12 protein-coding genes are annotated in these 19402 nt (G+C 72.9%); 5 read left to right on the forward strand and 7 right to left on the reverse strand.

What is annotated here, in order from left to right; translation table 11 throughout:
* Positions 1 to 29 precede the first annotated feature (29 nt).
* From PV734_RS42545 to PV734_RS42555, 3 genes are all read right to left on the reverse strand, one after another.
* Positions 30 to 605: a 4'-phosphopantetheinyl transferase family protein gene (locus tag PV734_RS42545; protein ID WP_319098120.1), complete on the reverse strand. Its 576-nt coding sequence runs from the start codon at positions 603 to 605 to the stop codon at positions 30 to 32.
* Complete coding sequence (locus PV734_RS42550; RefSeq protein ID WP_319098121.1) at positions 602 to 811, reverse strand: MbtH family protein; 210 nt, start codon at positions 809 to 811, stop codon at positions 602 to 604. Before PV734_RS42550 ends, PV734_RS42545 begins: the two co-directional genes overlap by 4 nt.
* 63 nt (positions 812 to 874) lie before the next feature.
* Positions 875 to 2167 (reverse strand): glycosyltransferase, encoded by a 1293-nt coding sequence (locus PV734_RS42555; RefSeq protein WP_319098122.1) that lies wholly within the window; start codon positions 2165 to 2167, stop codon positions 875 to 877.
* Between the two features lie 173 nt (positions 2168 to 2340).
* On the opposite strand from PV734_RS42555, the gene PV734_RS42560 reads away from it, so the two are divergent.
* Genes PV734_RS42560 through PV734_RS42580 form a run of 5 tightly spaced genes read left to right on the forward strand, consistent with a single transcriptional unit; the run spans position 2341 to position 7285 of the window.
* Positions 2341 to 3618 (forward strand): glycosyltransferase, encoded by a 1278-nt coding sequence (locus tag PV734_RS42560; protein ID WP_319098123.1) that lies wholly within the window; start codon positions 2341 to 2343, stop codon positions 3616 to 3618.
* Entirely contained in the window at positions 3618 to 5006 is a 1389-nt protein-coding gene (locus tag PV734_RS42565; protein ID WP_319098124.1) for an NDP-hexose 2,3-dehydratase family protein, read from the forward strand. The genes PV734_RS42560 and PV734_RS42565 overlap by 1 nt, the downstream gene beginning before the upstream one ends.
* Entirely contained in the window at positions 5003 to 5986 is a 984-nt protein-coding gene (locus PV734_RS42570) for an NAD-dependent epimerase/dehydratase family protein (RefSeq protein WP_319294722.1), read from the forward strand. Before PV734_RS42565 ends, PV734_RS42570 begins: the two co-directional genes overlap by 4 nt.
* A complete protein-coding gene (locus PV734_RS42575; RefSeq protein ID WP_319098126.1) occupies positions 5983 to 7104 on the forward strand; it encodes a DegT/DnrJ/EryC1/StrS family aminotransferase in 1122 nt (373 codons plus the stop codon). The genes PV734_RS42570 and PV734_RS42575 overlap by 4 nt, the downstream gene beginning before the upstream one ends.
* Positions 7105 to 7159: 55 nt before the next feature.
* Positions 7160 to 7285, forward strand: a complete 126-nt coding sequence (locus PV734_RS42580) for a hypothetical protein (RefSeq protein WP_319098127.1) — start codon at positions 7160 to 7162, stop codon at positions 7283 to 7285.
* A 25-nt stretch (positions 7286 to 7310) separates the two neighbouring features.
* Here the strand turns inward: PV734_RS42580 and PV734_RS42585 are convergent, their stop codons facing one another.
* The 4 genes from PV734_RS42585 to PV734_RS42600 form a co-directional block, all read right to left on the reverse strand.
* Complete coding sequence (locus tag PV734_RS42585) at positions 7311 to 8171, reverse strand: hypothetical protein (protein WP_319098128.1); 861 nt, start codon at positions 8169 to 8171, stop codon at positions 7311 to 7313.
* Positions 8172 to 8205: 34 nt separating this feature from the next.
* Positions 8206 to 9327, reverse strand: a complete 1122-nt coding sequence (locus PV734_RS42590) for a cupin-like domain-containing protein (RefSeq protein WP_319098129.1) — start codon at positions 9325 to 9327, stop codon at positions 8206 to 8208.
* Positions 9328 to 9428: 101 nt separating this feature from the next.
* A complete protein-coding gene (gene ccrA, locus PV734_RS42595) occupies positions 9429 to 10673 on the reverse strand; it encodes a crotonyl-CoA carboxylase/reductase (protein ID WP_319098130.1) in 1245 nt (414 codons plus the stop codon).
* Positions 10670 to 19393 carry a non-ribosomal peptide synthetase gene (locus PV734_RS42600; protein WP_319294732.1) on the reverse strand — a complete coding sequence of 2908 codons (8724 nt, stop codon included), beginning with the start codon at positions 19391 to 19393 and terminating at the stop codon, positions 10670 to 10672. The genes ccrA and PV734_RS42600 overlap by 4 nt, the downstream gene beginning before the upstream one ends.
* Positions 19394 to 19402 lie beyond the last annotated feature (9 nt).

The raw sequence follows: 19402 nt of genomic DNA on the forward strand, positions 1-19402 counted from the left end.
CTTTCGGGTGGGTCGTGTCCCGGCCGCGGTCACTCCAGGGCGACGGACACCACCGCTCGGGTGGTACCGACCATCGCCACAGTCGTGGTGGGCGCGCCCGGACGAGGCGGGAGGTGTAGGCGGGCGGTTGGGGGCCAGAGGGTGGGGAGCGGGACCGGGTGGTGAAGGCCGCCGGCGCGCAGGCCGTGGCCCCGGGCCTTGCCCAGGGCCTCCTTGCGGGTCCACAGCGTGAGGAAGGCCTCCGGGTGCTGGTGTTCGGGGAGGGCCGTGAGCCACTCGGCGGCCGCCACGTCCAGCCAGCGGCGGGCCAGGGCCGCCGCCGGGAGGGGGCGTAACGGCTCGATGTCGATGCCGAGTTCGGCCGGGCCACGGCCGAGGGCGACGGCTGAGACGCCCCCGGCGTGGCTGAGGCTGACCTTCAGGTCGGCGGCCGGCCCGGTGAGTCGGGGCCGGCCGCCGGGGTCGTACGCCAGCCGGATCAGGCCGGCGGGCCGGCCGGTCAGCCGTGCCGCCGCGGCGACGAGCGCGGCGTGGGTGGCACGCCGTTCGTCGCCCTCGGGAACCCGCCCCCACAGCACGGTCAGCCAGGAGGCGGCGGCCCTCATCCCGCCATCTGGCGGATGAGGCTCTTGGGGCGCATGTCGATCCAGTTCTTCTCGATGTAGTCGAGGCAGACCTGGCGGCTGTCCTCGGGGTGCGCCACCTCCCAGCCCGCGGGTACCTCGGCGAAGACCGGCCACAGGGAGTGCTGGCCCTCGTCGTTGACGAGCACCAGGTAGCGGCCGTCCTCGTTCTCGAACGGGTTGGACATGTCTGATCTCCTTCGGTTCTTCGGCGTTGTGCTGTGCGGCTGTGCACGGGGCAGGTCGCGGTCCTAGGACCGTCCGGCCGCCGTCTGTTCGAGGACGCGGACCGTGTCCTCGGCGCCCCGCTCCCCCGCCGTGCGCTCCGCCAGGCGGGCCGTCGCGCAGGCGATGCCGGGGTCGGTGACGGCGGTGTGCAGGGCGTCGGCGAGGGCGTCCGCGGTGAGGTCGCGCTGGTGCAACGGCGCCGGGGCGACGCCGAGTTCGTGCAGCCGCCCGGCCCACATCGCCTGCTCCTTGTGGAAGGGGCAGGCGACCTGGGGGAGGCGGGCCGCGAGGGCCGCGTTGTGGGTGCCGGAGCCTCCCGCGTGCACGGCGGCCCGTACCCGGGGCAGCAGCCAGTCGTAGGGGATCTCCCGCTCCACCAGGACGGAGTCCGGCGGGTCGCAGATCTCGATGCCGCCCCAGCCGGTGACCACGACCGCGCGCAGCCCGGTCCGGCGCAGCGCCTCCACGACGACGCGCCCGGTGTGCTCGGGGTCGTTGCCGAGCAGGCTGCCGAAGCCGACGAACACGGGCTGTTCGCCGTTCTCGAGGAAGCGCTGGAGCCGCTCCGGGGGCTGCCATTCGGGGGCCGTAGGCAGCACCCACGGGCCGGTGACATGGACCCAGTCGGGCCAGTCGGGAGCGGGCTCCAGGACGTACCGACTGAAGCCCAACACGACCGGCGCGGGGCTGCCGTCGGCCCGGAAGCGGTGGTCCAGGGCGCCAGGGCGGGGCGGCAGCCCCAGCACCTCGGCGCGCCAGCTCCTGAACAGCTCGCCCACCGCGCCCTGTCCGATCGCGTCCTCTGCGCGGGCGTGCCGCTCCAGGTTGTCCGCGCGTTCCTCGAAGGAGCCGACCTCCGGCGGATAGTGCCGGGAGGCCACGAAGTGCGGGTAGAGGCTGGCGAAGACATGCGGAACGCCCAGTCTCTCGGCGATCTGGTGCACGGCCTGACGGGACGAATGGGAATGCACGACGACATCGGCTCCGCTCGCCTCTGCGGCCTCCCACATTTCTCGCAGCACCACCGGATAAACCCTGGGGAATAACTCCTGGAATATCCTTTCGCGTTCCTGCTGATGAACGTCTCCGGCCTTCTCCTGATGGAGGAGGATCCGGCGGACGTCGGGCCGCTGCTGAAGTCTCACCACCTCGTCGTTGACAGGTGCGAAACGGACCCCGTGACCGGTCACCCAGGCCTCGTACAGGCGCGGTCCGACCAGCGTCGCGGTGTGGCCGACGCGGTTCAGCGCGTGGGCCAGCGCCAGGTACGGCTGGACGTCACCGCGGCTGCCGTGCGTGTAGATGAGGGCCTTCATGCCCCACGTCCTCCAGCGAAGCCGTATTGAGGGATCGACTAATTCCTCGGTCACGCTAACGCCGGGATCCGGGCCTGCGCTGGAGCGGTTCTGTACGGAACAAGCTGCCTCTTGCGGGTACTTGCAGAGAATGGAGACTGTGGTTCTTCCGACCACTAGGGGGAGGCACCGATTTGAAGGCCCTCATCTACAGTTATGGAACGCGCGGCGATATTCAGCCGTATCTCGCGCTCGCGTACGCGATGCAGCGGGCGGGGCACGAGGCCGTGCTCGCGGCGCCCCGGCTCTTCGCCGCGCTGGCGGCCGAGTACGGCGTCGCGTTCGCCCCGCTGGACGACGCCGCCGTGACCGTGCGGTCCCGTGCGGACATCCGCCATCTCCAGGCGCACAGCGACCGTCCGACCGAGCAGATCGAGGAGCAGCGGCGGGCGGTGCGCCAGGAGATGGTGCCGCACTACGCGACGGTCCTCGACGACCTGTGGGCGGTGGCGCGGGAGCACGGCCCGGACCTGATCGTGCACTCGCACGCGTTCCGCGAGGCGATCCCACAGATCGCCGAGAAGCTGGGCGTGCCGCATGTCCTGGGCGCCCTGTACCCCAACTTCGTGGTGTCGCACGACTATCCGGCCTTCGGCCTGCTGTCGGACATCTTCTCCGGCCGCCAGGACCAGAGCCGTATCGATGTGCGCACCTTCCTGCCACCGCAGGTCATCGACGTGGTGGACCGGTGGCGCGCCGAGACGCTCGGGCTGCCGCCGCGCGAGGGCCGGCTGGACTTCCGCTTCGGGGCCGACGGCACGCCCACGCCCGTCGTGCACGGCTTCAGCCCGCATGTCATCCCCGAAGGCTCGGACTGGCCCGACACCGTGCACACGGACGGTTTCTGGCATCTGCCCGAGCCGCTCGGCTGGGAGCCGCCCGCACGGCTGGTGCGATTCCTGGAGGCGGGCGAGAAGCCGGTGTTCATCGGGTTCGGCAGCGCGGTCGGCACCGACCCGGAGCGGACGACCTCGCTGGTGCTGGACGCGGTGCGGGAGAGCGGGTTCCGGGCCGTGGTGGTGGCCGGCTGGGGCGGGCTGTCGGCCGACGAAGCCCGGGGCGACGTCCTGGCGATCGAGGACGTGCCGTACGGCTGGCTGATGCCGCAGGTGCGGCTGGCCGTCAACTCCGGTTCGCCCGGCGCCCACAACGCCGCGCTGTCGGCCGGGATCCCACAGGTGACGTGCCCGTACGAGGTGAACCAGCTGATGTGGGGCGAGCATCTGCACCGGCTCGGGGTGGCGCCGCCGCCGCTGCACCAGCGCGAGCTGACCGCCTCCGGCCTCGCGGCGGCGATCGTCATCGCGGCCACCGACCCCGCGCTCCGGAAGGCCGCCGCCCGGCTGGGCGGTCTGCTGTCCGCGGAGGACGGCGCCGCGTCCGCGGTGAAGTTCCTGGAGACGATCCGGTGATGACGCAGCCCGCCACGTCGGAACGCGTCGACCTCCTCCCCGAGCTGGGCACGGCGGACCGGCTGGCGGTGTCCGCGCGCTGCACGGAGGGCGTCCTGACGAGTACGAGCGCCTTCTTCGACTGGCTCGCCGACCGCCGGTCCGCGCACGCGCAGCAGGTCGAACGGATCCCCTTCGACCGGCTCAGCGGCTGGGACTTCGCGCCCGGCACGGGCGATCTGCGCCACCGCAGCGGCCGGTTCTTCTCCGTGCACGGCCTGAAGGTGCGTTCCGACTTCGGCCCCGTGGGCGAGTGGGAGCAGCCGATCATCCGCCAGCCGGAGCACGGCATCCTCGGCTTCGCGGTCCGCGAGTTCGACGGGGTCCTGCACTGTCTGGTACAGGCCAAGTCCGAGCCGGGGAACGTCGGCGGGATGCAACTCTCCCCCACCGTGCAGGCCACGCGCTCCAACTACACGCGGGTGCACGGCGGTTCACCGGTTCCCCTGCTCGACGTCTTCCGCCGGCCCGAGCCCGGCCGGGTACTGGCCGACGTCCTCCAGTCCGAGCAGGGCTCGTGGTTCTGGCGCAAGCGCAACCGGAACATGGTCGTGGAGGTCGGCCCCGGGGTGGAGGCCGGCGAGGACTTCTGCTGGCTGACCCTGGGCCAGCTCGGCGCGCTGCTGTCCTTCCCCGACCTGGTGAACATGGACGCCCGTACGGTCCTGGCGTGCCTGCCGGACTGGCGCCCGCACGCCGGGCCGGACGCCGGGCTGCACACCGACCGGGAGATCCGCAGCTGGCTGACCGGCCAGCGCGCCGAGCGCCAACTGAGCGCCGAGCGACTGCCGTTGCAGGATCTCGCGGGCTGGCACCGGACGGCGGACGCCATCACACACGAGTCCGGCCGCTACTTCAGCATCGTCGCCGTCCATGTCGGCTCCCATCGCCGTGAGGTGCCCGCCTGGTCGCAGCCTCTGCTACGGCCGCACGGGGACGGGCTGGCGGCACTGCTGGTGAAGCGGATCGGCGGGGTGCGCCACGCGCTGGTCAACGCCCGCTCCGAGCCCGGCTTCCTGGACACTGTGGAGCTGGGCCCGACGGTGCAGTGCACCCCGGCCAACCATGCCCACCTGCCGCCCGGCGACCTGCCGCCCCATCTCGACCTGGTCCTCGGAGCCCCCCTCGCCCGCACCCTGTTCGACACGGTGCTGTCCGAGGAGGGCGGCCGCTTCCATCACGCACAGAGCCGCTACATGATCATCGAGGTGGACGACGCCGGCCCGGTCGGTGAGGGAGACACCTTCCGCTGGCTGACCGAACGCCAGCTGGAGGAGCTGCTGAAGTACGGCGGTCATCTCAACGTCCAGGCCAGGACGCTGGTCGCGGCGCTGAGGACGGTGCGATGACCAGCGTCGTCGTCCTCGGTGGGGCCGGATACGTGGGGCGCCATGTCTGCGCCGCCTTCGCCGCGCGCGGCCACGAGGTCGTGGCGGTGGGCCGGCGTCCGGCCGAGGATCCGTTGCCGTACCGCACCGCGCTGCTGGACCTGGCGGAGACCGGACCCGGGGAGCTGGGCCGCGCCCTTCGGGCGCTGCGCCCGTCGGTCGTGGTCAACTCGGTCGGCAGCATCTGGGGCCGTACCGACGCCGAGATGTGGTCCGCGACGGCGGTTCCCGTGCTGCGGCTGCTGGACGCCCTCGGCCGAATGCCGGACACCCCCCGGCTTGTCCACCTGGGCTCGGTCCTGGAGTTCGGGCCCGTCCCCTCCGGCACCCGGGTCTCGGCCGCCGTCCCGGCGCGCCCCGATACCGCCTACGGCCGGGGCAAGCTCGCCGCGACCGAGGCGGTGCTGCGCGCCGCCGCCGAGGGCCGTGTGGACGGCACGGTGCTGCGGGTCTCCAACGTGTGTGGGCCCGGCACCCCGGGCGTCAGTCTGCTGGGCCGGGTCGCCGGGCAGTTGCTGGCCGCGTCCGACGAGGGCCGCGAGGCCGTCGTAAAACTGACCCGGATGAGCGCGCGCCGCGACTACGTGGACGTCCGGGACGTGGCCGACGCGGTGGTCGCCGCGGCCTCGGCCCCCGCCGTCCCGGAACCGCTGGGCATCGGGCGGGGCGAGGCCGTGCCCGTGCGCGACCTGGTCGATGTGCTCGTCACCGCGAGCGGGATCCCCGCGAGCGTGGTGGAGCTGCCTCCGCCGCCCGGCTCGCCCGGCGGCGGTGCCGACTGGCTGTGCGTGGACACCGCCGCGGTTCGCACACACCTGGGGTGGCAGCCCCCTATTCCCCTGGCGGAGTCGGTGCGCGACGGCTGGCTGGCCGCACTGCGCACCCACCGCACCGCACCGCCGTCAACGAACCGATCCGCCAGGAGGTTGAGCACCACATGACCACCTATGTCTGGGACTATCTCCCGGAATACCACGCCGAACGCACCGACCTGCTCGACGCCGTCGAGACCGTCTTCTCCTCCGGCAGGCTGGTGCTCGGCGCCAGCGTGGCGGGCTTCGAGCGGGAGTTCGCCGACTACCACGGCGCACAGCACTGCGTCGGTGTCGACAACGGCACCAATGCCGTCCAGCTCGGCCTCCAGGCCATCGGCGTCGGCCCCGGGGACGAGGTGATCACCGTCTCCAACACCGCGGCCCCGACGGTGGTGGCCATCGACGGCACCGGCGCCACACCGGTCTTCGTCGACGTCCGCGAAGAGGACTACCTGATGGACGTGACCCAGGTCGCGGCCGCCCTCACCCCCCGCACCAAGGCGCTGCTGCCGGTGCATCTCTACGGGCAGTGTGTCGACATGGAGCCACTGCGCGCCCTCGCCCGCGAGCACGGCCTGGCGGTGCTGGAGGACTGTGCCCAGGCGCACGGCGCCCGCCACCACGGCCGCCCCGCCGGCACGCTGGGCGACGCCGCCGCGTTCTCCTTCTACCCGACCAAGGTGCTCGGCGCGTACGGCGACGGCGGTGCCGTCGTCACCGACGACGAGTCCGTCGACCGCTCGCTGCGCAGGCTGCGCTACTACGGCATGGAGGAGGTCTACTACGTCGTCGAGACGCCCGGCCACAACAGCCGGCTCGACGAGGTGCAGGCCGAGATCCTGCGCCGCAAGCTGCCCCGCCTCGACGCCTATGTCGAGGGCCGGCGGGCGGTGGCCCGGCGCTACGAGGAGGGCCTCGCGGACCTCACCGGCGAAGGCGGCCTGGTCCTGCCGGCCACGGCCGCGGGCAACGAGCACGTGTACTACGTGTACGTCGTGCGCCATCCCCGGCGTGACGAGATCATCGAGCGGATGAAGGCGTACGACATCTCCCTCAACATCAGCTATCCGTGGCCCGTGCACACCATGACGGGCTTCCAGCACCTGGGGTACGCCAAGGGCTCGCTGCCGGTGACCGAGCGGCTGGCCGGGGAGATCTTCTCGCTGCCCATGTACCCGTCGCTGTCGGCGGGTGTGCAGGACAAGGTGATCAGCGCGCTGCGCCAGGTGATCGGCAGCCTCTGAGCACGGGAAACGGGGAGGGGGCCCGGCGCTTGAAGCGCGGGCCCCCTCCCCGTTGTTGAACGGTGCGGGCGTCGTCGCGGACCGCGTCGAGGACGAGGCGGTGTGCGTGCTTCTTCTCCTCCAGGGCCACCACCCGTCCCCGCCCGTCGAGTTCGGAAGCGGCGCCTCCTACGGCAGGTAGGTGATGCCGGCCAGGACCAGTGACTTCATGTCCACAACGCGACGGTGTCACGGTCGACGAAGCCGAAGATGCCCGCGAGCGTGGTACGGCGGCTGTCGGCGCCGATGTTGGGCTCGACGGCGTGGATGTGGCCGCCGTTGAAGACGTAGACGTCCCCGGCGTTGATCTCCAGCCACTGGCACTCGATGCTGTCGAGAGTCTCCATCGGGTACGGCGAGCCGCTGTGCTCCAGGCCGAGTCGGCGCTTGCTCTCCTCGTCCGGCTGGATGTTCCACACCGCGAGGCGGCCGCCGTCGCCGTTCTCCAGGCAGATGTTGAGCGCGCACACCTCATGGTCGAGGACGCCCTGGATCTCGAAGTCGGCCTGGCGGGGCTCGGCGCACTGCGAGGTGTCCTCGTGCGGGTCGAGGGTGTAGTCGCCGGCGCCGTGCCAGGAGCGCAGCAGGCCCCGGCAGGCCTGGCGGCCGTCGTGCTCGGCGCGGCGCACGGTGACGCCCTCGGGTGCGAGGGCCTTGGCGAGACCGTCGTAGAACTCGGTCAGCGGGTCCCGCGGGATGTCGAGGACGCTCTCCAGGGCGGCGGCGGTGCGCTCGGACTCGTCGAGGTAGTTCCGGGTCGTCTTGTGGTAGTGGTACGTGCCCAGGTAGTAGCTGGGCGCGACCGAGGTCCTGCGCTCGCGGTCCGGGCTGGACCAGAAACGCCCGGACAGCTCCGCGCAGGTGTCCGGGGCGATCACGCCGCGGAAGACGACGCCGGCGCTGCGGCCCTTGAGGACGTCGACGACGGCCTCGGGTTCGAAGGTCCGGTACTCCTTGATACGGAAGTAGTCGGGGTCGCCGCTGAATCCGGTGAGCCTTGCCGCGGCAACGGTGTCGGTGGTCGCCATGTGGTGCTTCTCCCTAGGTTGTTCGGTGTCCGGGTCAGGCGGCGACGAGGAAGCGGCCGAAGGCCGCGTGGAAGGCCGTCGTCCAGTGCGGGTCGGTCAGCTCGTCGAGGGCGGAGGCGACGTCGGCCTGGGTGACCTCGCCGCCTCCGGCCGGCGCCAGCCAGCGCCGCACCGTCCGCTCGTCCGGGGCTGTGAAGTTGTCGGTGTCCAGGGCCGCCCGGACCACCGCGGCGCCCAGGCCGGCCGCGGCGGCGTGGTGGCCGCGTTCGTTCAGATGGCGGGCCAGGTCGAGCAGCGCGGTCGCGGAGGCGTCCGTGCCGCTGAGACCCGTGAAGTCGAAGACTTTGAGGAGCGCGCCGATGCCGCCGCCCCCGAGCGTCCCCGCCCGCAGGTGGTGCAGGAGCGCCGGTGCCGTGGCGTGATCCTCGACGGCCGGGCGCCACCAGATGCTGAGCGAGACCCCGCCCTGCAGGCCGGAGACCTGGTGCCACCAGAACGGTGGCAGGTAGAGCAGGTCGCCGGGTTCGAGGACCGCCTCCCAGGCATCGAGGCCGGCGAACTCCGGGAAGGCCTCCAGGTCAGGGGCCTCCGGGTCGATGGCGCTCGCGTTGTGCATGCCGCCACGCAGCCCGGTCTGGATGCGGCCGAAGTCCTCCGGCCGGAACAGCAGGAACCGCTTGCGGCCCTCGATCTGGACGTAGAGGTTCTGCGCCATGTCGAAGTGGAGCTGGGTCGTGTAGTCCTTCGAGCCCATCCAGAGGTTGAGGTCGGAGATGCGCTGCGCGGGGATCGCGGAAGGCAGCTCCACGTCGTCCGCGAGTTCCGCGATCTCCTTGAGCAGGGAGACCTGCGGGAAGTAGACGACGTCCGCGCCCGTGCCGGCGGTGACCCGCTCGACGATCTCGTCCGCGCGCAGGGACACTCGCTCGGAGTCGATGCCAGGGCCGAACCGGGTACCCCCGCCGGCAGCCGGCGCCCAGGCCTGCACACCGTGCCGCTCGTAGCTCTCGGCGACGTGCCGGATCGTCCACCCGGTGACCTTCCGCAGCGCGTCGGCGCCCCGGATGATCAGAGGGGTTCTCGGCGCGCCGTCCGCGAGGTCGGCCGGCAGCTCCGTGACGACGTCCACCAGGGACAGGCGGTAGGGCAGGGACACGCTTCCTCCAGTGCTGGGCACGGTGTGGGACACGTCCACCCTGCCCGTGGCACCGCCGGACGGCCTGAACACGGGCTGAACGTGCGGTGCCCCTCCCACGCTCAGGTGAGCGAAGTCAGGCCCGTTCCCGGCGCGTTGACCAGGACGGCCGTGTTCCCGGCCGGGTGCCGGTTCTCGTAGACGAGCTGGTGGGCGTCGGCGATCTCGGCGAACGGCAGGGTCAGGCTCAGACACGGGTCGACCCGGCCGGAGGCCACCAGGTTGATGGCGGCCCGGGTCTCCCGGACGTTGGCCGCGTGCGAGCCCTGGAGACGCTTCTGGAACATCCACAGGACCCGCAGGTCGATGTCGCCGTTGAAGCCGCTGGTGCCCGCGCAGGTGACGACCATGCCGGCGTGGTCGCAGACGTAGACGGAGGTGGCCAGGGTGTCCCGGCCCGGGTGCTCCAGGACGATCCGCGGGGAGCGCCGCTCGCCGAGGATGTCCCAGATGGCTCGGCCGAAGGCGCGGGCCCCTGCCTGCCAACGGGCGTACTCCGCGGCGTCGTTCGCGTCGGGCAGCCTGCCCCAGTGGTCAAAGCCGCGGCGGTTGATGACGCCGCGGGCGCCCAGCTTCAGGCAGTGCTCGGCCTTGTCGTCGTCGGAGACCACAGCAATGGGGATCCCGCCGAAGTGGTCGGTGAGCTGGATCGCCATGGAGCCCAGCCCTCCGGACCCGCCCCAGATCAGCACCGGGTCGCCGGGCCGCACGATGTGCGGGGCCCAGCCGGTGAGCATCCGGTACGAGGTGGAGCCGCCACCGAGGAAGCAGCCGGCCTGCTCCCAGGTGAGCTGCTCGGGCTTGGGGTGCACCTGGTACTCGTCGACAACCGTGAACTGGGCGAAGGAGCCGAAGTTCAGCTCGTACCCCCACGCCTTCTGCGACCTGGAGGCGGTGGGGTCGACGCCCATGCGGATGTCGGGGGCGGACTCGTCCCACTGGACCCCGGCGATGATGACCGGGTCGCCAACCTTGTACTGGGTGGCGCCTTCGCCGACCGCCCAGACCACGCCGGCGCCCTCGGAGCCGGCGATGTGGAAGTCGTGCGGATCGCCCTGCTTGCGGCGGGCGGCGATGACGTCGGCGGGGGTGCCGAGACCGGCCCACACGCCGTTGTAGTTGACGCCGGCCGCCATCACCATGACCAGGACCTGGCCGCGGCCCACCGGCGGGACCTCGACCGGCTCGACCTGGATCGCCTGCCGGGGTTCGCCGTAGCGCTCGGGCCGGATCACGGCCGCGTACATGTGGCTCGGGACGTGGCCGAGCGGGGGGAGCTCACCGATCTCGTAGAGGTCGCGCTTCATCGCCCCTCCTCCTCACTGAAGGTCTCGAGGTGTTCCGTGACGATCCGGCCGACCTCGGCGATCGGGCCGGGCAGCAGCATCTGTTCGTGCCGGCCGGGAAGGGTGCGGGCGTCGATGCGCCCGTCGACGTACGGCCGCCAGCGCCGCGTTCCCTCCTCGGCTCCGGGGCCGCCCTCAGCGGCCGCGAGGAGCAGCACGTCGCCGCGGTAGACCTTCGGCGTGAAGGCCCGGCGGAGCTCGACGTGGTCCTGGAAGGTCTGCGCCACCGTGGCCAGGTGGTCGGCCAGCAGGTCGGTGAGCGCGTTGCCCTGGGCGCGCAGCACCCGGGCGACACTCTCCTCGTCCGCTTCGACGCCCTCGGACAGTTGGCCGCCGAGGCCGGTCGCCTCCAGCAGCGCCGCCATCAGGTTCCGCTTGTCGGAGGCGGACACGGGGGCCGCCGCGGGAGACTCCACGGGGAACGAGTCGAGTACGGCGACGAGGCCGGCCTCGGCCCCGTCCGCGTGCAGCCGGGTCGCCACCGCCTGGGCGACGAGCCCGCCGAAGGACCAGCCGAGCAGGTGGTACGGGCCCTCGGGCTGGACGGCGCGGATCCGTTCGGCGAAGTGCTCGGCGATCTCCTCGATGCCGCCGGGCCGGTAGCCGGGCGTGGAGAACGCCCGCGCCTGCACGCCGTAGACCGGCAGCGAGGCGGGCAGGTGGCGCAACAGGCCCGCGTACCGCCAGCTCAGGCCGCCGCCCGCGTGGAAGCAGAACAGGGCGGGGCCGCTTCCCTTGGCACGCAGCGGCAGCAGGACGTCGAGTCCGTTGTGCTCGTCGGGTCCGGTGCCGCCCGCCAGCTTCTCGGCGAGCCCGCGCACGGTCGGCGAGGTGAACAGGGCCTGGATGCCGAGTTCGCAGCCGAGGACCGAGCGGATCCGGCTGACCAGGGAAGCGGCCAGCAGCGAGTTGCCGCCGAGCAGGAAGAAGTCGTCGTCGATGCCGAGGTCGGCCACACCGAGGGCGTCCGTGAACAGTTCGCACAGGACGGTCTCCTGGGGGCTGCGCGGCTGTCCGGCGGACTCCGTGCGGTGCTGCTCGGGTGCGGGCAGCGCCTTGCGGTCCAGCTTCGTGTGCGAGGTCAGCGGCAGTCTGTCCAGGACCACGATCGCGGACGGCACCATGAACTCCGGGAGCCTCTGGGCCAGATGGGCCTGGAGGGCGGCGAGGTCGGGGGCCGAGGCGCCGGCGTCCGGGACGACGTAGCCGACGAGGCGCTTGTCGCCGGGGCGGTCCTCGCGGACCAGGGCGACGGCCTGGCCGATGCCGGGATAGTCGCTGAGCGCCACCTCGACCTCGCGCAGCTCGACGCGGAAGCCGCGCAGCTTGACCTGCTCGTCGGTGCGGCCGACGAACTCCATCAGGCCGTCGGAGCGCCAACGCGCCAGGTCGCCGGTGCGGTACATGCGGGTGCCGGGCTCGCCGTAGGGGTCGGCGACGAACCGCTCGGCGGTCAGGCCGGGGTTGTTCTCGTAGCCGCGGGCCACGCCGGACCCGGCGAGGTACAGCTCGCCGTCCACGCCGACCGGCTGGGGGCGCAGGCCGTGGCTGAGGACGTAGGCGCGGGTGCCGTCAAGGGCGGCGCCGATCGGGACGCTCTCGGGGACCTCGTCGCCGGGGCGCATGGAGTGCCGGGTGGAGAACACGGTCGTCTCGGTGGGACCGTACCCGGCCGTGACGACGGTGTCGGTGCCGGCGCAGGCGTCGAGCGCCCTGCGGACGGCGTAGGCGGGGACGACGTCACCACCGGTGCGCACCTCGGCCAGGCCCCGGAAGCACTCCGGGTGGGTCTCGGCGAGCAGCCGGAACAGGCCTCCGGAGGCCCACAGTCCGGTGATCTCCTCCTCGACGACGAGGGAGGCGATGGCCTCCAGGTCGACCTTGCCGGGCGGGGCGATGACGACCTCGCCGTGGTTGAGCAGCGGCACCCACCATTCGAGGGTGGAGACGTCCCAGGCGTGCGGGGAGTGGAAGAGCACGCGCTGGGTGCCGTCCAGCCTCCACCAGTGGTCGGCGGCGAGCTCTACGACGGAGCGGTGGCTGACGGCGACGCCCTTGGGGGCGCCGGTGGAGCCGGAGGTGTAGATGACGTAGGCCAGTTGGTCGGGCAGGACGTCGACGGCGGGTGCGGTCGTCGGCTGCTCGGTCATGCCCGGGTCCGCGTCCGCGGCCAGCACCTCGACGGTGTCCGCGAGCTGCTGCCTCCAGTGGGCGGTGCGGGAGCCGTCGGTGAGCAGGACCAGGGAGCGGGTCTCGGTGAGGAGCAGCCGGACGCGCTCGTCGGGGTAGGTGGGCTCCAGCGGGACGTACACCGCGCCCGCCTTGAGTACCGCGAGGACGCTGACGATCAGGTCGACGGAGCGGTCCAGCAGGACGCCGACGCGGGTCTCGGGGCGCACCCCGAGTCCGATGAGCCGGTGGGCCGCCTGGTTGGCGCGCTCGTCGAGCTGACGGTAGGTCAGGCGGTGGTCACCGAGGCGTACGGCGATGTCGTCGGGGCCCTCGGCCACGGCCTGCGCGAAGTGGTGGGTCATGGTCGGCGGGCCGGCGGGGACGTCCAGTGGGCCGCCGTTCCAGCCGTCGACGAGCTGCCGGAACTCCTCTGCGCCGACCAGGTCGACGGTGGCGAGCGGCCGGCCCGGGTTGTCTGCGACGCTCTCCAGGATCCGCGTGAAGCGTTCCAGCAGGGCCTCGACGGTCTCCGTGTCGAACAGCTCGGAGCGGTGGTCGAGGCGGAACCGCAGACGGCCGTCGCCCACGGAGGCGATCAGGGCCAGCGGGTAGTGGGCGACCGCGCGGGTCTCCACGGCGGCCGCGCGCAGGGCGGTGTCCTGACGGTCGCCGCCCGAGGGCGTGGGGAAGTTCTCGTAGACGAACAGCGTGTCGAAGAGTTCGCCGCCGAGCCCGGCCAGACGCTGGACGTCGGCGAGTCCGAGGTGGTGGTGGGCGCTGAGCGCGGACTGCTCCTCCTGGACCCGGGCCAGCAGGCCGTGCCAGTCCTCGGCCGCGTCCAGGCGCACCCGGACGGGGATCGTGTTGATGAACAGGCCAACGATGGACTCGATGCCGGGCACCTCCGGCGGACGACCGGAGACGGTCGCGCCGAAGACCACGTCGTCGCGGCCGAGCAGACGGCCGAGCAGCGCCGCCCACGCGCCCTGGAGGACGGTGTTCAGCGTGACCGCGGAAGCTTTCGCGAAGGTCCGCAGGGCCGCGGTGACCTCCGGGGAGAGGTTCCGGGCGACACTCGTGGGCATCCGGGTGGGGGCGCCCGAGCCCGCCGGGGCCAGCAGCGTCGGCTCGGCGAGCCCGTCCAGCGCGCCGCGCCAGGCCGCCTCGGTCGCCGCGCGGTCCTGGCCGGCCAGCCACACGAAGTAGTCGCGGTACGGGACGACTTCGGGCAGCGCGGCCTGCTCGCCGTGGTACAGCGCGACCAAGTCCCGCAGGAACAGCGGCATAGACCAGCCGTCGAGCACGATGTGGTGCTTGAGGACCAGCAGCCGGTGCCGCTCGGCGCCGAGCCGGATGAGCAGGAAGCGCACCATGGGGGCCCGCGCCAGGTCGAAGCGGGTGTCCCGGGCCTCGTCTGTGAGCCGGGCCAGCTCGGCCTGCCGGGTCTCCTCGTCGAGGCCGGAGAGGTCGATCTCCTCCCAGGGCAGCTCCGCGCGGCGCACGATGACCTGCACCGCCCGGTCGTCGGGCCGGTGGTGGAAGGCGGCCCGCAGGTTGGCGTGGCGCTCCAGCAGCGCCTGCCCGGCCGCGCGCAGCGCCGCGGGGTCCAGCGGCCCCTCCAGGTCGACGCCGAGCTGCATCGCGTACACGTCGGGGCCGGAGTCCGTGAACTGGGTGTGGAAGAGCAGGCCCTCCTGGAGCGGGGAGAGCGGCAGTACGTCCTCGATGCCGCCGTGGGCGTCCGCGAGCCGGTCGATCTCGGCCTGGTCGAGGGCGACCAGGGGCAGGTCGGACGGGGTGAGTCCGCCGGGCTGGCCGCCGAGCGACCCCAGCGCCGCGAACCATTCCTCGGCGAGCTGCCGGATCTGCTCGGCCGTGAACAGGGCGCCGGGCCAGGAGAAAGTGACGTCGAGCCGCGGCCCCTCGGGGGTCTCCCGGGTCACCGCGCTGATCTCCAAAGCGTGGGCGAACGGCATGCCGGGATCGGACGGCACGACGCGGGTGTCCATGCGGGACTCCCCCGCCCAGTCGCCCGAGTCCTCCAGGCTCGACGCGCTCACCCGGCCGAGGTAGTTGAAGCCGATCTGGGGCGCCGGGTACGCGGCGAGCGCCCCGGCGGTGTCCGGATTGAGGTAGCGCAGCAGTCCGAAGCCGAGGCCGTTGTCGGGGACGGCGCGAATCTGCTCCTTGACCCGCTTCAGGGAGGTGGTGGCGGCGCCGGTGCCGGGGTCGAGACGCAGCGGGTGGATGGCGGTGAACCAGCCGACCGTGCGGGACAGGTCGATGTCGTCCCGGATCTCCTCGCGGCCGTGCTTCTCCACGTCGACGAGGACCGAGGAGTCGGCGCCCCAGCCCTGGCGCTCGCGCCAGCGGGCGGTGGCGAGGGCGAAGCCGGTGAGCAGTGCCTCGTCCATACGTGCCTGTACGTCGGTCAGCAGCGCGCCGGTGGTTGCGGCGGGCAGTCGCACCGAGAGGTGTTCGGCGGTGCCGTAGGTGTCCCGGGCCGGGCTCAGCGGGCCGGAGCCCAGGCGCGGCTCAGGCTCCTGGAGCATCCCGGCCCACAGGTCGAACTCGGCGGTGCGGTCGGCGTTCTGGGCCTCCGCGAGCAAGAGCTCGGACCAGCGCCGCAGCGAGGTGCCGACGGGGGCGAGCTGGGGTTGCCGACCGTCCTGGGCCGACCGGCAGGCGGCGACCAGGTCCGGGAGCAGGATCCGCCAGGACACGCCGTCGACGACGAGGTGGTGGGCGGTGACCAGCAGCCGTCCGGGGCGGCCGGCTCCGGCGTCGAACCACACGACCTGGAGCATCGCCCCGGCCTCCGGGTCGAGGCGCAGCCGGGCGGCCTCGCCCTCCGCGGTGACCAGCGCGGTGAGGTCCGGGTCCGTCGGGTCGTCGGAGTGGGCGCTGACGTCCACGCGGCGGACGACGTCCTCGGCGCGGACGCTCCCGCCTGCCTCCACCTGCAGGCCCCAGATGACGCCGGTGGCAGACAGGCGCAGGCGCAGAGCGTCGTGCCGGTCGAGCAGGGCCTGGACGGCGCGGGTCAGCCCGTCGAGGCCGAGGGCGGGTACGCGCAGGAGCACGGACTGGTTGAGCCCGGCTGCCGGGCCGCGCCGCTGCGCCAGCCAACGCACCACTGGGGTGGGCGGCACCGGTCCGACGCCGTCGGCGGCGGGCGCGGCCTCGGCCGGCCGCGCGTCCACCGCCTCCACGGCGGCGGCGAGTTCGGCGACGGTCTGGTGGCGGAACATGTCGCGCGGCGACACGGCGAGCCCGGCCTCCCGGGCCCGGCTGGCCACCTGGAGGGCGGTAATGCTGTCGCCGCCGAGGGAGAAGAAGTTGTCGTGGACGCCGATCCGGCCGAGGCCGAGCACCTCCGCGAACAGGCGGCACAGCAGTTCCTCGCGCGGGGTGGCGACGACGGCGGCCGGGGCGGCGGGCGGGGCGGCGGGCGGCTCGGGCAGGGCCGCCTTGTCCAGCTTGCCGTTGACGGTGAGCGGGATACGGTCGAGCGTGACGAGCGCGGACGGCACCATGTACTCGGGCAGCAGCTCGGCGAGCCGGGCGCGGACGGCCGCCGTGTCCAGGCCCACACCGGGGGCGGCGGTGAGGTAGCCGACCAGTCGCCTGCGGCCCGGCTCGTCCTCACGAACCACCACGGCCGCCTCGCCGACGCCGGGGCACGCGGTCAGCGCCGAGCGCACCTCGCCGAGTTCGATGCGCAGACCGCGGATCTTGACCTGGTCGTCGGCGCGGCCCACGAACTCCAGCTGCCGGTCAGGGAGTTGCCTGACCACGTCGCCGGTGCGGTACATACGGCCGCCGGACGGGGCCGCGACGAACCGCTGGGCGGTGAGCGCGGCGCGGCCGAGGTAACCGCGAGCGACGCCCGGACCCTCGACGTACAGCTCGCCCGGCGTGCCGTCCTCGACGGGCCGGAGCCGGTCGTCGAGGACGTGGAGCCGGAAGTTCGGCAGCGCGGCGCCGATCGCGGGTATGCCGTGCTCGGGCGCCAGCGGTCCGGCCATCGTGCAGGAGACGGTCGTCTCGGTGGGGCCGTAGCAGTTGAACATCCGGCGTCCCGTCGCCCACTTGGCCACCAGGCCGGCCGGCGGGGCCTCACCGGCGATCACCAGGGTCCGCACCGAGGGCAGGCTGTCCTCCGTGAGCCGGGCGAGGACGGCGGGCGGCAGCGTGGCGTGTGTGACGTCGTGCTCGCGGATCAGCTCGGGCAGCACCGCTACTTGGTCGAGCATGTCGGCGGGGCCAAGCACCAGGCAGGCGCCGCAGCTCAGTGGGGTGCAGATCTCCGACAGCGCGGCGTCGAAGCTCAGCGAGGCGAACTGGAGGACACGGCTGCCCTCGCCCATGGCGTAGGGCTCGATACGGGCCCGCACGAGGTTGGGGATGCCCTGGTGCGTCACGACGACGCCCTTGGGGCGGCCGGTGGAGCCGGAGGTGTAGATGACGCAGGCGGGAGTCGCCTCGGTGACCGCCGACGTGCGCTCGGCGTCGGTCAGGTCCGCCTCCGCCAGACCGGCCAGCGCGGCCCGGGTGTCGGTCGCGTCGAGGACGATCCGGGCCGTGCCCGGCGCCTCGGGCAGCCGGTCCGCGACCTCGGTCGTGGTCAGCGCCAGCGCCGGGGCGGCGTCGCCGAGCATGTAGGCGATCCGGTCCGCCGGGTACTCGCTGTCGAGCGGCAGGTAGGCGGCGCCGGACTTCAGGACGGCGAGCACGGCGACGACCATGTCCGCCGAGCGCGGCACCATCAGCGCCACGGTGCTCTCCGTACCGGCACCGTGCCGGACGAGCAGCCGGGCGAGCCGGTTGGCGCGGGCGTTCAGCTCGGCGTAGGAGACCGTGCCGTCGGCGGTGGCCACGGCGGGGGCGCCTGGGGTGCGGGCGGTCTGCCGCTCCACCAGTTCGTGCACGAGGTGGGTGCCAGTCAAGTCGTTCTCCAGCGTTTCGATGTCGAGGTCGCCGATCGCCCGGTCCGGGTAGGCGGTGACCTCCGCAAGCAGGCGTGTGAAGCGGGCCGCCATCGCCTCGACCGTCGGACGGTCGTAGAGGTCGGCGGCATAGGTGAGGGCCCCGGCCAGTCCGCCGGCGCCGGGCCGCTCGGCCAGCCTTACCGACAGGTCGAACTTCGCCCTGCCCGCGCCCTCTGGCAGCGGGGCGCCGAGGCTCGGCCCCGCGATCAGGCCGTCCAGGGCGGCCGTGTCCCGGCTGAAGTTGTCCAGCACGAGCATCACCTGGAACAGCGGGTGGCGGGCCAGCGACCGCGGCACGCCCAGCGCGCCCACCAGCCGCTCGAACGGCAGATCCTGGTGGCCGAAGGCGCCCAGGTCCGTCTCCCGGACCCGGGCCAGCAGCTCGCGGAACGTGGGATCGCCGGAGGTGTCGGTGCGCAGCACCAGCGTGTTGACGAAGAACCCGACGAGGTCGTCGGCGGCCGGGTCTGTGCGCCCCGCCGACGGCGTCCCGAGCGGGATGTCGGTGCCGGCCCCGAGCCGGGTGAGCAGGGCCGCGAGCGCCGCCTGGAGCACCATGAACAGCGTGGTCCGGCCGTCCCGCGCGGCGGCTACGAGCCGCTGGTGAAGCTCCGGCGCCACGTCGAAGGACACCGAGCCTCCACGGTCGCTCAGCTCGACCGGGCGGGACCGGTCGGCGGGCAGCGGCAGGACATCGGGCATCCCGGCCAACTGGCGCTTCCAGTAAGTCAGTTGCCGCGTAGCCTCGCTCTGTGGGTCCGTCTCCTCGCCCAGCAGCTCGCGCTGCCACAGCGTGTAGTCGGCGTACTGGACGGGCAGTTCGGCCCACCCCGGCGACTCGCCCGCGCGCCGCGCCCGGTACGCCTCGGCCAGATCGCGGACCAGCGGCCTCGTCGACCAGGCGTCACCGGCGATGTGGTGCATGACCAGCACGAGGACATGGTCCTCCGGGCCCAGCCTCAACAGCGTGGCTCGCAGCGGCAGTTCGGAGTCGAGCGAGAAGGACTCCGCCCCCAACGCCGCCAGCCGGTCGGGCAGCTCGGCATCACCGACCTCCAGCACCCGCAGCTCCGGCCGCGCTTCCTCCGGGCGCAGAATGCGCTGGTACGGCCGCCCCTCCCGGCTCGGGAAGACGGTACGCAGGCTCTCGTGCCGGGCGACGACATCACCTAGCGCCGCCCAGAGCGCGTCCCGGTCGAGCTGACCGTGCAGCCGGCTTGCCAACGGCAGGTTGTACAGGGCGCCGCCCTCCGCGATCTGGTTGATCAGCCACATCCGGTGCTGCGCGAACGACAGCGGCACCGTCTCGGGCCGCTCGCGCCGCACGAGCGCCGGGCGCGGCCGGGAGCTGCCGAGCTGCCGGGCCAGGGCCGCCGGGGTGGGGTTGCGGAACAGGGCCGCCACACCCACTTCGGCGCCCAGCACACTCCTGATGCGGGCGATCAGGCGGGTGGCGAGGAGGGAGTGCCCGCCGAGCCGGAAGAAATCGTCATCGGCACCGACCCGGTCGAGGCCCAGGAGATCGGC

It is taken from the genome of Streptomyces sp. AK08-02, assembly GCF_033795085.1.
Classification (GTDB): domain Bacteria; phylum Actinomycetota; class Actinomycetes; order Streptomycetales; family Streptomycetaceae; genus Streptomyces; species Streptomyces echiniscabiei.

Excerpts from the sequence above, each read along its gene's own strand:
- ccrA (WP_319098130.1), bottom strand. The coding sequence starts at position 10,673 with ATGAAGCGCGACCTCTACGAGATCGGTGAGCTCCCCCCGCTCGGCCAC.
- PV734_RS42575 (WP_319098126.1), top strand. The coding sequence starts at position 5,983 with ATGACCACCTATGTCTGGGACTATCTCCCGGAATACCACGCCGAACGC.
- PV734_RS42585 (WP_319098128.1), bottom strand. The coding sequence starts at position 8,171 with ATGGCGACCACCGACACCGTTGCCGCGGCAAGGCTCACCGGATTCAGC.
- PV734_RS42550 (WP_319098121.1), bottom strand. The coding sequence starts at position 811 with ATGTCCAACCCGTTCGAGAACGAGGACGGCCGCTACCTGGTGCTCGTC.
- PV734_RS42570 (WP_319294722.1), top strand. The coding sequence starts at position 5,003 with ATGACCAGCGTCGTCGTCCTCGGTGGGGCCGGATACGTGGGGCGCCAT.
- PV734_RS42555 (WP_319098122.1), bottom strand. The coding sequence starts at position 2,167 with ATGAAGGCCCTCATCTACACGCACGGCAGCCGCGGTGACGTCCAGCCG.
- PV734_RS42545 (WP_319098120.1), bottom strand. The coding sequence starts at position 605 with ATGAGGGCCGCCGCCTCCTGGCTGACCGTGCTGTGGGGGCGGGTTCCC.
- PV734_RS42565 (WP_319098124.1), top strand. The coding sequence starts at position 3,618 with ATGACGCAGCCCGCCACGTCGGAACGCGTCGACCTCCTCCCCGAGCTG.